This is a genomic window from Alteromonas sp. OM2203 (assembly GCF_048517045.1).
Classification (GTDB): domain Bacteria; phylum Pseudomonadota; class Gammaproteobacteria; order Enterobacterales; family Alteromonadaceae; genus Alteromonas; species Alteromonas gracilis.
The window spans coordinates 3,060,210-3,073,794 of sequence record NZ_CP183209.1 but is presented as its reverse complement, the minus strand read 5'-3'; the positions used below and the strand labels follow the sequence as shown (position 1 = coordinate 3,073,794).

Below are 13,585 nucleotides of genomic sequence, written 5' to 3'. Positions count from 1 at the left end.
ACAGTTAGGTCTCGTTAAAATGATTAAAGTCTGAGCATGATTCTACGCTTTGAGGTGTGGTTTTATTTCCTTTAATTAATCGATTAAGTGTGGTTTATTAGCTTTTTTATTGCTATTTTTAGTGTGTTTGGTTCGTAAAATGGGGTGTTTTAGTGAATTTGGATGCTTATGATAAAAAGATCATCAAGGAGTTATCTTCTGACGGCCGAATGTCCGTAAGTGAATTAGCAGATCGGATAGGGCTTTCAAAAACACCGTGTCAGAATCGACTAAAGCGACTTATAGAAAACGAATACATATTAGGTTTTAAAGCGATTGTTAATCATGCAAAGCTGGATATGGAAATGGTAGCGTTCACAGAAGTCACTATGTCAGATACAAAAGAGTCAGCGCTTGCAGCTTTCAATACAGCAGTCAGCAAAATACCTGAGATAGAGCAGTGTCATTTAATAGCGGGAACATTCGATTACCTCCTTAAAATACGAACTAGAAACATGAATCAATACCGTAAGATATTAGCGGAAACTGTTTCTGTTCTTCCGTTCATAGAGTCGACGTCAACGTATGTTTCTATGCAACCTATCAAGGAGCAAGGATAAATAAACTTGATATGGTCCTTAAGAAAGCGTTCAAGCATTGACGGAAGAACAACGGCAACATAGATTAACGTCATATCTTTTTTGATGACCATTAGAGACAAGCATGCAAAACACAGTGCCATTTTTAGATGTATTGATTGTTGGCGCGGGAATCTCCGGAATTGGCTGTGCTTATCACATACAAAAGAAATGTCCTGACTTGTCCTATTCGATTATTGAGGCACGAGGCGATCTCGGTGGCACTTGGGATTTATTTAAGTACCCGGGAATACGGTCAGATTCCGATTTATTTACCTTTGGTTACGACTTCAAACCGTGGAAAGAGAAAAAAGCAATTGCAGATGGTCGCTCAATAAAAGCTTATATAGAAGAGACGGCAGTAGAAAGCGGAATTAAAAAGCACATACGCTTTTTAACCCGTGTGGTTGATATAAATTGGCAAACTGACAAACAGTATTGGCTGGTAACGCTTGAGTCAGAACAAAGCGGGCAAAGTGAACAAGTAGCTGCAAGATGGATCTTCAATGCGTCAGGTTACTATCGTTATGACAAAGGTTACACGCCAGATTTTTCAGGGCAATCCCGTTTCAAAGGTCAGATTGTTCATCCTCAGCATTGGCCCGAAGATCTGGAGTACGAAAATAAACGAGTAGTTGTAATAGGAAGCGGTGCAACTGCGGTAACACTGGTGCCGGCAATTGCAAAAATAGCCTCACACGTGACGATGCTTCAAAGAACGCCGTCTTACGTATTGCCTGTGCCTGTAGAAGATCCTATCGCAAAGTATTTACGCGCGTTGTTTAACGACGATATCGCATTTAATGCAGCCAGACGGTTTAACATTGCGAAACAGCGCTGGGTATACGCATTTTGTCAGCGCTTCCCGAAACGAGCGCGAAAAATCATTCGTAGCCTAAACATTAAAATGCTGCCTGAGGGTTATCCCGTCGATAAGCACTTCAACCCGCCTTATAATCCTTGGGAGCAGAGACTTTGCGCTGTTCCAGACGGAGACTTGTTCGAATCCATCTCTGAAGGGAAGGCCTCGGTTGCTACCGATACTATCGATACGTTTACCGAAACGGGTATTCAACTTGAGTCAGGCGAACATTTAGATGCAGATATTATTGTTACCGCCACAGGGCTGAACCTTTTACCGTTAGGGGGGCTTATCCCCAAGATAGATGGCGACCCCGTATCCCTTCCAACATGCGTTACGTACAAAGGCATGTTGCTTAGTGGTGTCCCTAACTTTGCTATTGCAGTGGGGTACACAGCGTCTTCTTGGACATTAAAAATAGGGCTTTTGTGCGAGCATTTTACACGGTTACTGAATCACATGAAGCATCACGGCTTCGTTCAGTGTACGCCTGTGGCAGAACCAGATATGGAGACACAGCCGCTGCTAAACTTCGGTGCAGGATATATTCAGCGTTCATTAGATAAGTTACCCCGGCAAGGCATGCATTTTCCCTGGTCGATGTCGTTCAATTATGCAGAAGATGTGAAGATTTTTCGCAAAGGTCGAGTTGATGATCCTGCGCTGAAATTTGAAAAAAGAAAAGAGCAAGACTGATAATTTTGTCGAAATTTCAAGAGAATAAATATGAGCTTAGCGCAGCATAATGAACAGTATATAACGCTTAAATACGGCGACAAATTTTGCTACGCAGAGCACGGAGCGGACAATAACGACACCTTAATTTTAATAGCTGGGCTAGGTTTACAACTAGTGTATTGGCCCAAGGCTCTTATTGAGCGGTTAGTTGAAAGTGGTTTACACGTAATTTGCTTTGATAACCGTGATGCAGGCCGCTCTGTTCGCAGCAATACTCCTCACCCCAGTTTATTGCAGCAGTTGCGGGGTAAAGCTCCCAAAGGTGCTTATGGTTTAGATAAAATGGCAGAGGACACCGTGCAGCTCATGTCAGCATTAAATGTTGAAAAAGCGCATATCGTAGGCATGTCGATGGGTGGAATGATAGCCCAAACGCTGGCTAGCGAATATCCTAAAAATGTTAAGTCTTTAACCTCGATTTTTTCTACAACAGGTAATAGACGGGTAGGGCAGCCCTCTTATTCAACACTATGGCGAATGGCCAGAGCAAAAGCGCCGATGAATGAAAGCGAGGCCATTAAAAACTATCACGCTATGATGACCCATATTGGCGATGGTGTGGCAGAAGATGCTATTAATCAGTGGCATCAATACGCGCGACTAGCATGGCAAAGAAATGGCGCAAAAAGTGATGCAAAAGCCATGTTTAGACAAATTGGGGCTATTATGAAGTCCGGCGACCGCACCACATCGCTTCAGAGGATCACCGCCCCTACGTTAGTGATACATGGTGATGTGGATCGCATGGTTCACCCAAGTGGCGGGGCCGCTACAGCCAAAGCAATATCAGGGGCAAAACATCAGGTTCTGCGCGGGTTACGCCACCAGATTGATACCCTTCAGTCTCATCGGATAGCCGACAGTATTCTCGCCCACATTCATCTAAACACTAAATAAGATGACCGCTTTTAAAGTAGTTTGGCCATATCAAGGAGTCTGAACTACTTTTTCTAATTTATAAATCCGATTTCACGTATCAATAATACTTGACTATTTTACTAGGTTTTATACTTGACCAATTTAGTCGGGTATGTGAAAATTTCCGTCATTATAAAACGGCGGGAGAATCCAATGAAACTCACTTCTAAAGGGCGCTATGCGGTTACCGCGATGCTTGACGTCGCTTTGCATTCAAAGCGTGGTCCAGTGCCTCTTGCCGACATTTCAGAACGACAAGAAATCTCCTTATCCTATTTAGAACAGCTTTTTTCTCGTCTTCGTAAAGAGAAATTAGTTGATAGCGTTCGTGGTCCAGGCGGAGGTTATTTATTAGGCCGTGAAGCCAGCGAGATAGCGATAGGTGAAGTCATTCGCGCAGTGGATGAATCAATCGATGCTACACGCTGTCAAGGCCAAGCTGACTGTCAAGGCGGCGATCGCTGTCTAACCCATAGTTTGTGGCAGGATTTAAGTGATCGCATCGCTACGTTTTTAAATTCAATCACGTTAGGTGAGCTGATGGCAAAGCGGGATGTACAAGAGGTGGCTGGTCGACAAGACAGTAACGCATCCCTGCGTCACATAACTAGTGACATTGAAGTAAGTATTCAACTTTAAGTAGGTTTTGACTAACCCATGGCTTTATCAACACCCATTTATTTAGACTACGCGGCAACCACACCGGTGGAGCCACTCGTTGCCGAGGCAATGGCAAAGTGCCTGACACTTGACGGAAACTTTGGCAATCCAGCCTCTCGTAGCTATCGGTTTGGCTGGATGGCAGAAGAAGCGGTAGATGTCGCAAGAAATCAAATAAGCGACGCCCTCAACTGTGACCCAAGAGAAATTGTACTTACCTCAGGTGCCACCGAGTCGAATAATCTTGCGATAAAAGGCGTAGCCGAGGGATATGCTGAGAAGGGTAAGCATATTGTTACCGTGTCCACTGAACACAAGGCAGTCCTAGACACTTGCGAGTATCTGGAAAGCCAAGGCTTTGAAGTTACTTATCTTAATGTACAAGAAGACGGGCTGATAAAATTAACAGATCTAGAAAATGCGCTGCGCGAAGACACTATTTTAGTGTCCGTTATGCACGTGAATAATGAGCTAGGTGTAATTCAAGATATTCAAGCTATTGGTGATATTTGCCGCGGGCGTGATGTCCTTTTTCATGTGGATGGAGCGCAAAGCGTGGGTAAAATTGCAATGGATTTGGCGGAGTTACCCATAGATTTGCTGTCGATGTCGGCTCACAAGATGTATGGTCCGAAAGGAATGGGGGCACTTTACGTCCGCCGACGTCCTAAAATTAAGTTAGTTTCACAAATTCATGGTGGCGGGCACGAACGGGGCATGCGCTCGGGTACGCTAGCTACTCATCAAATTGTTGGAATGGGTGAAGCGCTTTCTTTAGCCGTATCGAAGATGGATGATGATAATGCGCGCATACTCGCGCTTAGAAATTCACTTTGGCAAGGCTTGCAGCAACTTGACGATATTTATCTCAACGGCCATGCGACACAGCGTATAGCAGGCATTCTCAATGTTAGTTTTGCTGGTGTTGATGGTGAAAGCTTAATGATGGGGTTGAACGATATTGCGGTATCGTCTGGCTCGGCATGTACATCGGCTAGCTTAGAGCCTTCATATGTTTTAAAGGCTATCGGCCGAAGCAACGAACTTGCCCATGCGGGCATTCGTTTTAGCGTTGGACGTTTTACGACCCAAGATGACATAGATTACGTAGTAAGGAAGGTTGTTGACGTAACTACCAAATTACGCGCTGCAATTACCGCGTAAATCACAATCACAGTGAGTCTTCATGTGAAGACTATGAATTAAAATTAATAGCCATGGGGCGTCGAAAATGCCACATGTAGCGTCAAAAGAGTATTTACCGCTGTAAAATAGCGGCTGAATATTTGAGTGAAATAGTCGGGTATTATATACTACGGCACCAAAATTTTAGGCTGTCCTCAATGTAACTGGCAGTTTCGGCCGTTTAGGTAAGTGAATAGATGCTTAATAGATTAAAGGTCGAACAAAAGTGAGTGCTTAAATTACCAAGACCGTGGGGTAATTTAATCGTCAGGAAAGCAAAGTGGCAGCAAATGCAGGCAAACAAGTGAGATCCCAACATGAGTGAACAGATCGAACAGGCGTTAGAAAGAAAGTACGATGCGGGTTTCTATTCAGAAATCGAATCAGAAACGTTTGAAAGCGGCCTGGACGAGTCGGTTATCCGCCGCATATCAGCAATGAAAAACGAGCCAGAATGGATGCTTGAATGGCGCTTAAAGTCTTATCGTGCATGGCTCGAAATGGAAGAGCCAGATTGGGCACACGTTGACTATCCTAAAATCGACTATCAATCAATTTCTTACTACTCGGCACCAAAGAGTATGAAGGATAAGCCGAAGTCGCTAGATGAAGTTGACCCTGAGCTACTGCGTACCTATGAGAAGCTGGGTATACCGCTACACGAACAAGAAATGTTAGCGGGTGTTGCAGTTGACGCTGTATTTGACTCGGTATCTGTTGTGACCACTTATCGCGAGAAACTTGAAGAAGCGGGCGTTATCTTCTGTCCGATTTCTGAAGCGGTTCACAAATATCCAGACCTTGTTAAGAAATACATTGGCTCAGTAGTTCCGCGCACGGATAACTACTTCGCTGCGCTAAACAGTGCGGTATTTACAGACGGTTCATTCGTTTATATTCCAAAAGGCACACGCTGCCCAATGGAGCTTTCTACTTATTTCCGTATTAACGAAATGAACACGGGTCAGTTCGAACGTACGTTGATTGTTGCCGACGAAGGCAGCTACGTAAGCTATCTAGAAGGTTGTACTGCACCGCAGCGCGACGAAAACCAGCTGCACGCTGCGGTGGTTGAATTAGTTGCGATGGACGACGCCCAAATCAAATACTCAACGGTACAAAACTGGTACCCGGGTGATGAAAACGGTAAAGGCGGTATCTACAACTTCGTAACGAAACGCGGTATTGCGCATACCAACGCGAAAATATCGTGGACGCAGGTTGAAACGGGCTCAGCGGTAACGTGGAAGTACCCAAGCTGTGTACTTAAAGGCGATAACAGTGTGGGTGAGTTCTACTCAGTCGCGCTAACACGCGGTCGTCAACAGGCCGATACCGGTACGAAGATGATCCATGTGGGTAAAAATACCAGGTCGACCATCATCTCTAAGGGGATCTCAGCGGGTAACAGCAACAATGCTTATCGCGGACTGGTTCAAATGGGTCCGCGCGCAGACGGTGCACGTAACTTCACCGAGTGCGACTCGCTACTTATCGGCGACAAGTGTGGCGCACACACGTTCCCTTATATCGAAAGCCGTAACCCTTCGGCCATTGTTGAGCACGAAGCAACAACATCGAAGGTGAGCGACGAACAATTATTCTTGTGTCAGCAACGCGGTCTAGACACAGAGAAAGCCGTTTCTATGATTGTTAACGGTTTCTGTAAAGAAGTATTCAAAGAGCTGCCAATGGAATTTGCCGTAGAAGCCGGCAAACTGCTCGAAATTAGTCTTGAAGGTTCAGTGGGGTAATCAATGCTTAGTATCAAGAATTTACATGCCAGCGTGGAAGAGAAAAACATCATTAAGGGTCTTAACCTTGAAGTTAAACCTGGTGAAGTACACGCTATCATGGGCCCTAACGGTGCCGGTAAAAGTACACTAGGTTACGTGCTCTCTGGACGTGACGGCTATGAAGTAAGTGAAGGTGAAGCGACCCTTAACGGTAAAGATTTGCTAGAGCTTGATGTTGAAGAGCGTGCACGAGAAGGCCTTTTCCTTGCGTTTCAATACCCAGTAGAGATTCCTGGCGTTAGCAACATGGAATTTATGAAAGAGTCGGTAAACGCCATGCGTGAAGAGCGCGGCGAAGCGCCACTGACTGCTGCTGAGTTCCTTAAAAAGGCGAAAGAGGCCTGTAAGCAAGTTCAGCTGCCACTCGACTTTCTTAAGCGCGGTGTAAACGAAGGTTTCTCAGGTGGTGAGAAAAAGCGCAACGAAATCATGCAGATGATTTTGCTAGAGCCAAAACTTTGTATTCTTGACGAATCCGACTCTGGCCTTGACGTTGACGCCCTGCAGGTTGTTGCCGATGGCGTAAACAGCCAACGCGACGGTGAGCGCAGCTTCATCGTTGTTACTCACTACCAGCGCCTTCTTGACTATATTAAGCCTGACTTTGTACACATTCTTGCTGACGGCAAAATCGTGAAAAGCGGAGATGCGTCATTAGCGCTAGAAGTAGAGAAGAGCGGATACGCATTCCTAGGTAAGGCGTACGAGGAGGCTGAGGCATGAGTCAATGGCTAGTACAGGTCATTGATACAGCGCAGCGCGACGACTATTTATCGCCCGTGCGTCAACAGGCCTTAGCACAGTTAAAAGCCGACGGTTGGCCAGCTCGAAGAAGCGAAAGCTGGCGCTTTACGCCACTCACGCCTGTAGAAAAGCGTGAAGCAAAACAAGCTGTACAAGCAGAGAACCTGCCAGTACCGGCTATAGATAACCTTAATGCTATAGACTTGATTTTTGTTGATGGCGTTTTGGTTACACAGGTTAATACGTTAGACGTACCAGCTGGCATGACAATTACGTCACTTAATACCGATGATGCCGCAACACAGCAGGCCATTAGCAGCGTGTATGGCCAGGTTAAACCTGCCGGTCATATGTTTGGTTTGGTGAACGATGCATTATGCCAACACGGTATATTTATAAACGTAGAAGCAAACGCGAAAATTGATACGCCAGTTCGTATCGTTAACATGGCCTCACAAGATGTAGATGCCCATACCCGCGTAGTCGTTAAAGTAGCCGAAGGCGCACGCGCTACCGTTATTGAACAAGGTTTCGGTGATACCGAAAGCTTAACAACCGCGTTTGCTGAGTACGATTTAGCTGATGATGCGCATCTAGAGCATTATCGCTTTGCCATGTTTACTGGCAAAGCAAAACAGTTAGGTGGTAGCCACTTTAAACTTCACAACCGCACTACGCTCAACAGCACTATGGTGGGGTATGGCAGTGAGCTATCGCGTTTAGACGTTGATATCCATCACGCTGGCGAATTTGCCGATGCGAAAATGAACGCCATTTATCTTCTGGCTGAGGGTGAGTTATTCGATCTTCACTCAACCATTGAGCATGCTATGCCAAACGGTACAACAGAAGAAAACGCGCGCGGCATCGTAGGTGACAAAGCCCGTGCTGTCTTTAATGGTCGTATTCATATTCATCGTGATGCACAGAAAACGTTAGCAGAGCTTAACAACCGTAACTTGTTGCTATCTCGTCGTGGCGTTATTAATACGAAGCCAGAGCTTGAAATTTACGCTGATGACGTTAAATGTGCCCACGGCGCAACGGTTGCCGAGATTGAAGAAGAAGCGCTGTACTACATGCTAACCCGCGGGATTTCTCGTAGTAAAGCGTTGGTCATGCTTAATTTTGGGTTTATTCAAGAGCTTATTAACGACGTGCCCAATGCGGCGGTACGTGAATGGCTAGCGCCCATCTTGAGTGAGCGTTTTTCCCAAATGGAGGTTAAATGAGCTTAGACGTTGCAGCACTTCGTGCCCAGTTTCCTATTTTATCTAAAACGGTAGACGGCAAGCCGCTTGTCTATCTTGATAATGCAGCGACGACTCAAAAGCCTCAGGCTGTGATTGACGCGCTTGTCGACTTTTATACAGGGACGAATGCGAACGTGCACCGTGGCGCGCATCATCTATCGGATGAGGCGACCCGCCGCTATGAAAATGCACGTACCAGCGTAGCTAAGTTTATTAACGCGACAGTTCGCGAAGAAGTGATCTGGACGGCCGGCACCACCGAAGCCATTAACATAGTGGCGAATGGAGTAGGGCAGCTTTTGAGCGAAGGCGATGAAGTAATGGTGACTGAGCTTGAGCATCACGCCAACTTGGTTACTTGGCAGCAGGCCTGTCGACGTGCGGGCGCAACGCTTAACATTGTCCCAATCTTCGATAGCGGAGAACTTGATGTTGAAGCATTTGATCGATTGCTGTCTGAAAACACCAAGATGGTGGCCTTTCCGCATGTTTCTAATGCACTAGGCACCGTTAACCCTATCAAATTACTTACCCAAAAAGCCAAAGCTGTTGGCGCATGGGTTTTAGTTGATGGCGCTCAGGGCATAGCTCACGGCGGCGTTGATGTTCAAGATATCGGCTGCGATTTCTACGCTTTTTCTGGTCACAAATTGTTTGGCCCAACGGGCATCGGTTGCCTGTGGGGTAAAAAAGACGTGTTAGAAACCTGGCCGGTGTGGCAGGTGGGCGGCGAAATGATTAAAGATGTCACGTACCATGAAGCTACATGGGGAGCGTTACCAAATCGTTTGGAAGCAGGCACGCCTAACATTGCCGGTGCTATTGGCATGGGAGCCGCAGTAGATTGGTTTAGTGGCCTTGATGTAAAAGCCTTGCACGAGCACGAGCAAAAACTGCTTGCTTATGCGACACAGCAGGCTGAAGCACTTGAAGGCATGCGTATCATAGGAACGGCCCCTAATAAGGTGGGCGTCCTCAGCTTCGCACTTGATGGCGCACATCCGGCTGATATTGGGTTTATTCTAGACAGGCAAGGCGTGGCAATTCGTACAGGCGATAACTGTGCACAGCCATTAATGAAGCGTCTTGGTGTTCCCGGAACTGCTCGTGCATCGTTCTCAATTTATAACACGCTTGAAGAAGTGGACAGCCTATTTGCTGCACTTAAAAAAGCAAAAATGATGTTGGCCTAAGGAGGCATTATGAGTGTTGAAACTTTCGTACCTAGTACAAAGCTCATTACGCTAACTGACAGTGCCGTTAAGCATTTCGAAAGTAAGCTTAAAGACAAGCCTGGTCAGTTAATTCGTTTATCAACAAAAGTCAGCGGCTGTACGGGTTATGCTTACGTGCTTGATTTTGCTGATAGTGCGCAGACGGGTGATGAGATAGTGGAAATCTCTCCTATTGTGAATGTGGCAGTTGCTGCAGATGCTACAGACCTTTTGCGTAACACCGAAATTGATTACGTGACGGAAGGCGTAAACGGCGTTATTAAATATAACAACCCTAACGTGGTTGATGAGTGCGGGTGTGGTGAGAGCTTTAACGTAGGCTAAGCGCCGCGATGAAGACCATCAACAGTAGAACAAAGAGTACTAAGTAGTTTATGAAGCAAAAAATGGTGACCACCGAGCGCGACTGTAAAGCGCGCTTAGTTCCTGCGGGTAACCCTACCGTGATCCCTGAAGGCGAGTTTGTGAATATCACCCAAGAACTCGGTGGTAACTATACGGTAACGTGGCGCGGTAATATGTACCGTATTGATGGTACAGATGCTGGTGCAATTGGCCGCAAAGCCATGACGCTGAGCTTTGACGCCCCCGAAGATGGAAACATCAGCGAACAGCAGGTGTGGGACGCTTTAGAAACTATTTATGACCCCGAAATTCCGATAAACCTCGTGTCTCTTGGTCTCATTTATAAAGTGGTGATAGACCAGGCATCAGGCGCTGTAAATATCGATATGACGCTTACTGCACCCGGGTGCGGCATGGGGCCGGTATTGGTTGGTGACGTTGAGTATCGAGTTGCTATGGTGCCACACGTTAAGAATGTAAACGTAGAACTCGTATTTGACCCTGCATGGTCACGCGATATGATGAGCGAAGAAGCTCAGCTTGAGGCGGGTTTATTCTTTTAAGCGGTTAAGGTAACTTACCGTCCGACACATTTTCTCTTTACAAAATTACGGAAATAGCAATGCAACTACCTAGCAGTGACGAAATTATTGATGATTTAGCGTTCTTCGATGATTGGGAACAGCGTTATCAGTACATCATTGACTTAGGCAAATCTATTCCGGGTTTACCTGAAGATGCAAAAACACCAGACCGCCTAGTTAAAGGCTGTCAGAGCAGTGTCTGGTTGGTTGAGTCTTATGATGGCAATAAAATCAACTTTGACGTAGACAGCGACGCCGTTATCGTTCAAGGCCTGCTTGCGTTAGTGCTTGCCGCCTACAACGAAAAAACGCCAAAGGATATTCTAGCATTTGATATCGACGGCTACTTTGAAGCGTTAGACTTAGAGCGCCATATCACCCCAACAAGGGGAAATGGTTTGCGCGCGATAGTTGGAAAGATCCAAGAGTTAGCAAAAGCGAACGCTTAATACTTTATAGTTGTTAACGCCATACCTATATAGGCGTTAATTACTTGAGATACTTGGCTGAATAGGCGTTTTGTTATTCCATCGTGGTTCTTTGCTAAGGGAAGATATTATGGCTATTACATGTCTGCCAGTGCAAAATAAAGTATACACTGTCATCAAACTGTCATGGGCTATGCGCTAATCTGACGATACATCCTAATAAAAAACAACACGTTACGCCTGTTTTAAAAAGGCGCTGGTCAAGCCGTTATTAATTGCCTATAATTCGCGGCCAAAATTTTAAAGATACATACACTAATTGTTTGGAGAGAGAACATGGCTCTTGAGCGTACTTTTTCGATTATCAAGCCTGATGCGGTAGCTAAAAACGTTATCGGTGCAATTTACAACCGTTTCGAATCTGCAGGTCTTCGCATCGTGGCATCTAAGATGATCCACATGAGCAAAGAGCAAGCAGAAGGCTTCTATGCAGAACACAAAGAGCGTCCTTTCTTCGGCGCACTTGTAGACTTCATGACGTCTGGTCCAGTTATGGTTCAAGTACTAGAAGGCGAAAACGCTGTTCTAGCTAACCGTGAAATCATGGGTGCAACGAACCCAGCTGATGCAGCTGCAGGTACACTTCGCTCTGACTACGCTGCGTCAATCGACGAAAACGCAGTTCACGGTTCTGACGCTCCAGAATCAGCAGCGCGTGAAATCGCATACTTCTTCTCTGAAGAAGAAATCTGCCCACGTACTCGCTAAGATTACGTAAGTAGAAAGAAACGAGGCTACAGCGCCTCGTTTTTTTTGCGCTGAAAAAGAGGAGGTGTGCGTTTTATGTGCTCTGCGTATTTCTCATGCAGGTAAGCTAAATTGTGCATTTCAAGTATAGCCAAACTTAACGATACTCTGCGTTAAATCGGCTTTTTCTCAAATCTCATCTGTGGTAAAATCCGCGCAAATTTTAATCAGCAGCCATTCGCTGTTCTAGCGATACTCAAGTTGCCTGATTTTTACACCATTTTTAGCAGTAAGAGGGGCATCCCTCGAAGGTACAAGGGTCATCGTATTCATGGCAAAAACTAACTTATTAAATCTAAATCGCGAAGGCTTGCGCAGTTTCTTTAAAGAAATGGGCGAGAAACCATTTCGTGCCGATCAGGTCATGAAATGGATTTACCAGCACGGAGTAAGCGATTTTGAGGAAATGAGTAACCTCAATAAAAACCTTCGCGCGATGCTCATCGAAAATTGCGAAATTAAAGCCCCAGAAATTGCATACTTTCAAGAAGCTAGCGATGGAACTATTAAATTCGCGCTTACCTTAGAGGGTGGTCAAGAGGTTGAGTCGGTTTGGATCCCAGAGACCGATCGAGCAACCTTGTGTGTTTCTTCACAAGTGGGTTGCGCCCTTGAGTGTACTTTCTGTTCAACGGCCCAGCAGGGTTTTAACCGTAATCTCAGTGTAAGCGAAATTATCGGTCAGGTATGGCGCGTTGCGACCTTCCTTGGGCTTTCTAAGGATACAAGCAAGCGTCCAATTACGAATGTTGTGATGATGGGAATGGGCGAGCCGCTGTTAAACCTTAAAAACGTGGTGCCAGCAATGGATATCATGTTAGACGACTTTGGCTTTGGTTTGTCAAAACGCCGTGTTACGTTAAGTACCTCTGGTGTTGTACCAGCCCTTGATATGCTTGGCGATCAAATTGACGTTGCGCTTGCTATCTCGCTACATGCGCCAACGGACGAGTTGCGTAACGAAATTGTACCTGTGAATAAAAAGTACAACATCGAGGCATTCTTAGCGGGTGTGAGACGTTACCTTGCCAAGTCTAAAGCTAACCAAGGTCGTGTGACGGTTGAATACGTAATGCTTTCGAACATCAACGACAGCACTGAGCAAGCTCATCAGCTGGCAAAGGTATTGAAAGATACACCTAGTAAAATAAACTTAATACCTTTCAATCCATACCCAGGTTCTCCATACACCTGTTCGAGCAATTCTCGCATCGATAGGTTTGCTAAAGTGCTTATGGAATATGGATTTACCACCGTAGTGCGTAAAACTCGAGGTGATGATATCGACGCTGCATGCGGTCAATTAGTAGGCGATGTAGTGGACAGAACGAAAAGAATGTTAAAAAAACAGGTGAAGGGCGAGGCAATTTCAGTAAAAATGGCCCAATAATCATTAAGATATTAGGGTAAGAC

Annotated in this window: 14 protein-coding genes; all 14 read left to right on the top strand. The window is 45.6% G+C overall.

The window, feature by feature from the left end:
* The first annotated feature begins 152 nt into the window (after positions 1-152).
* Positions 153-599, top strand: coding sequence for an Lrp/AsnC family transcriptional regulator (locus ACM0P2_RS13695; RefSeq protein ID WP_236547194.1), 447 nt, complete (start codon positions 153-155; stop codon positions 597-599).
* A gap of 103 nt (positions 600-702) precedes the next feature.
* Positions 703-2,175: a flavin-containing monooxygenase gene (locus tag ACM0P2_RS13690; protein WP_419226703.1), complete on the top strand. Its 1,473-nt coding sequence runs from the start codon at positions 703-705 to the stop codon at positions 2,173-2,175.
* 30 nt (positions 2,176-2,205) lie between these two features.
* Positions 2,206-3,114, top strand: a complete 909-nt coding sequence (locus ACM0P2_RS13685; protein WP_173359989.1) for an alpha/beta fold hydrolase — start codon at positions 2,206-2,208, stop codon at positions 3,112-3,114.
* Positions 3,115-3,288: 174 nt separating this feature from the next.
* Positions 3,289-3,774 carry a Fe-S cluster assembly transcriptional regulator IscR gene (gene iscR, locus ACM0P2_RS13680; protein ID WP_105931634.1) on the top strand — a complete coding sequence of 162 codons (486 nt, stop codon included), beginning with the start codon at positions 3,289-3,291 and terminating at the stop codon, positions 3,772-3,774.
* A gap of 18 nt (positions 3,775-3,792) precedes the next feature.
* Positions 3,793-4,959: an IscS subfamily cysteine desulfurase gene (locus ACM0P2_RS13675; RefSeq protein ID WP_159119991.1), complete on the top strand. Its 1,167-nt coding sequence runs from the start codon at positions 3,793-3,795 to the stop codon at positions 4,957-4,959.
* Positions 4,960-5,297: 338 nt separating this feature from the next.
* Positions 5,298-6,734 carry a Fe-S cluster assembly protein SufB gene (sufB, locus tag ACM0P2_RS13670; RefSeq protein ID WP_105931636.1) on the top strand — a complete coding sequence of 479 codons (1,437 nt, stop codon included), beginning with the start codon at positions 5,298-5,300 and terminating at the stop codon, positions 6,732-6,734.
* Between the two features lie 3 nt (positions 6,735-6,737).
* A complete protein-coding gene (gene sufC / locus ACM0P2_RS13665) occupies positions 6,738-7,499 on the top strand; it encodes a Fe-S cluster assembly ATPase SufC (RefSeq protein ID WP_105931637.1) in 762 nt (253 codons plus the stop codon).
* A complete protein-coding gene (gene sufD, locus ACM0P2_RS13660) occupies positions 7,496-8,752 on the top strand; it encodes a Fe-S cluster assembly protein SufD (RefSeq protein WP_419226702.1) in 1,257 nt (418 codons plus the stop codon). Before sufC ends, sufD begins: the two co-directional genes overlap by 4 nt.
* On the top strand, positions 8,749-9,966 hold the full coding sequence (locus ACM0P2_RS13655; RefSeq protein ID WP_105931639.1) for an aminotransferase class V-fold PLP-dependent enzyme: 1,218 nt from the start codon (positions 8,749-8,751) through the stop codon (positions 9,964-9,966). The genes sufD and ACM0P2_RS13655 overlap by 4 nt, the downstream gene beginning before the upstream one ends.
* Positions 9,967-9,975: 9 nt before the next feature.
* Positions 9,976-10,332 carry a HesB/IscA family protein gene (locus tag ACM0P2_RS13650; protein WP_159119993.1) on the top strand — a complete coding sequence of 119 codons (357 nt, stop codon included), beginning with the start codon at positions 9,976-9,978 and terminating at the stop codon, positions 10,330-10,332.
* Positions 10,333-10,382: 50 nt separating this feature from the next.
* The gene (gene sufT, locus ACM0P2_RS13645; protein WP_105931641.1) at positions 10,383-10,916 is read left to right on the top strand and encodes a putative Fe-S cluster assembly protein SufT; all 534 of its coding nucleotides are present in this window, start codon (positions 10,383-10,385) and stop codon (positions 10,914-10,916) included.
* Between the two features lie 59 nt (positions 10,917-10,975).
* The gene (locus ACM0P2_RS13640; RefSeq protein WP_159119994.1) at positions 10,976-11,386 is read left to right on the top strand and encodes a SufE family protein; all 411 of its coding nucleotides are present in this window, start codon (positions 10,976-10,978) and stop codon (positions 11,384-11,386) included.
* Positions 11,387-11,701: 315 nt separating this feature from the next.
* The gene (gene ndk / locus ACM0P2_RS13635) at positions 11,702-12,133 is read left to right on the top strand and encodes a nucleoside-diphosphate kinase (protein ID WP_012519000.1); all 432 of its coding nucleotides are present in this window, start codon (positions 11,702-11,704) and stop codon (positions 12,131-12,133) included.
* 310 nt (positions 12,134-12,443) lie between these two features.
* Positions 12,444-13,562 (top strand): bifunctional tRNA (adenosine(37)-C2)-methyltransferase TrmG/ribosomal RNA large subunit methyltransferase RlmN, encoded by a 1,119-nt coding sequence (locus ACM0P2_RS13630; RefSeq protein ID WP_159119995.1) that lies wholly within the window; start codon positions 12,444-12,446, stop codon positions 13,560-13,562.
* Positions 13,563-13,585 lie beyond the last annotated feature (23 nt).

Coding starts and splice junctions, on each gene's coding strand:
- ACM0P2_RS13690 (WP_419226703.1), top strand. CDS start 703: ATGCAAAACACAGTGCCATTTTTAGATGTATTGATTGTTGGCGCGGGA.
- ACM0P2_RS13685 (WP_173359989.1), top strand. CDS start 2,206: ATGAGCTTAGCGCAGCATAATGAACAGTATATAACGCTTAAATACGGC.
- iscR (WP_105931634.1), top strand. CDS start 3,289: ATGAAACTCACTTCTAAAGGGCGCTATGCGGTTACCGCGATGCTTGAC.
- ACM0P2_RS13675 (WP_159119991.1), top strand. CDS start 3,793: ATGGCTTTATCAACACCCATTTATTTAGACTACGCGGCAACCACACCG.
- sufB (WP_105931636.1), top strand. CDS start 5,298: ATGAGTGAACAGATCGAACAGGCGTTAGAAAGAAAGTACGATGCGGGT.
- sufC (WP_105931637.1), top strand. CDS start 6,738: ATGCTTAGTATCAAGAATTTACATGCCAGCGTGGAAGAGAAAAACATC.
- sufD (WP_419226702.1), top strand. CDS start 7,496: ATGAGTCAATGGCTAGTACAGGTCATTGATACAGCGCAGCGCGACGAC.
- ACM0P2_RS13655 (WP_105931639.1), top strand. CDS start 8,749: ATGAGCTTAGACGTTGCAGCACTTCGTGCCCAGTTTCCTATTTTATCT.
- ACM0P2_RS13650 (WP_159119993.1), top strand. CDS start 9,976: ATGAGTGTTGAAACTTTCGTACCTAGTACAAAGCTCATTACGCTAACT.
- sufT (WP_105931641.1), top strand. CDS start 10,383: ATGAAGCAAAAAATGGTGACCACCGAGCGCGACTGTAAAGCGCGCTTA.
- ACM0P2_RS13640 (WP_159119994.1), top strand. CDS start 10,976: ATGCAACTACCTAGCAGTGACGAAATTATTGATGATTTAGCGTTCTTC.
- ndk (WP_012519000.1), top strand. CDS start 11,702: ATGGCTCTTGAGCGTACTTTTTCGATTATCAAGCCTGATGCGGTAGCT.
- ACM0P2_RS13630 (WP_159119995.1), top strand. CDS start 12,444: ATGGCAAAAACTAACTTATTAAATCTAAATCGCGAAGGCTTGCGCAGT.